Genomic DNA, 1,294 nt, shown 5'->3' on the forward strand with positions numbered 1-1,294 from the left:
ATCGCAATTGAAAATAGCACAGGAAGCATTGAAAAAGTGGCTCAAATCTATTATCAAGTGCGCTCGGTTAGAGATGAACATCAAAACTTAATTGCTAAACGAAAAAATAAACATGCGGAATTAGTAGCTGTAAAACAAAAATGTAAATAAAAAAAGCGATTTTGAAGTGTGCTGAGAACATAGCACAAAGCATAAAGTAAGTTGCTCTTTGACAATTTAGATATATATTGTGTACCTCTTCCTTTCAGCAATGATGTAGAAAGGTGAAATATACAATATATATGCGTGCCTCCCCTCAAAAGGTCACTAGAGGGGTTAGGTATACGATTATCGTTTGGTGAGTAAGATCGTAAAACTCATCTGTGACCACTGGGAAATGCATTGTATCAAAGACCTGTTTGTGTCAGTACTCGTGAGGAATATCCCATTTTGACATTCTGAAGAAGCGAGGAACATCACAACAGTAGATACATAAGGTTCTACGTTCACGCCAAAATACGTAGTGCGGTATTGGGCATATAGAAGCTAGGTCGGGATTAGTCTCTATACGCATGCCAATACAGGGTTCGTCATTCCAGCCATAAATGATATTTCCATTTTCTATCCCACTTTCCTTTAAATGTTATAAAATAAAGACAGATGTTGAAGTTAAAATGTGTCTCATCACACTTCAAAATCGCTTATAAAAATATGACATAGGGAGGAACATGCATGAGTCGTAAAGGGTGGATCATTTCCGCTATTGTTGGACTATTAATTGCAATTGGTATTGGTTCGACATTTGTCTTTAGCTCGGGAAAAGGGGAAGTAATGGAACTTAGTCCGTTAGAAATGAAGAAGTTCATGAGTGAGGATGGCACGGGTTTTGTTATGTTGAATTCTAATATGAGACATAGTAATGATTGGATTTTTCTTGTAAAGAATATAGCTGAAAAGGAAAAGATTCAAGTAAGAGGATTGAATGAAAATCGTGAGGACATTCCAGGTTCAAGTAATCCTCATGATTGGGGCTTATCACAACGAAGGGACTCTCTCGCTTATTATGAAAAAGGAAAACTGAAAAAAGATATTGATTTTTCTAAGTTTAAAGAGTCCGAACTTGAAAAAGAAGTTACCTATTTTGTCCAAAATTGCAAAGAACAATATCAGAAGTAATCACATAATCATTGAAAGGTGGTGATATAGTGGCGATTTCACAAAGGGAATTAAAAAAAGAAAAAGATATGGTAGCAAACCTATTAAGAGCCAATGGTCAGGATTATAACCATTGGCTTCATTTACATCATCAGAAATA

At 35.6% G+C, this 1,294-nt stretch carries 1 protein-coding gene; it reads left to right on the plus strand.

Annotated features, from left to right (window positions below; translation table 11 throughout):
* Positions 1-711 precede the first annotated feature (711 nt).
* Positions 712-1,155 (plus strand): hypothetical protein, encoded by a 444-nt coding sequence (locus BM089_RS30445; RefSeq protein WP_048536244.1) that lies wholly within the window; start codon positions 712-714, stop codon positions 1,153-1,155.
* Positions 1,156-1,294: the final 139 nt, after the last annotated feature.

Source organism: Bacillus sp. 5mfcol3.1 (genome assembly GCF_900114335.1).
Taxonomy (GTDB): Bacteria; Bacillota; Bacilli; order Bacillales; family Bacillaceae_G; genus Bacillus_A; species Bacillus_A thuringiensis_S.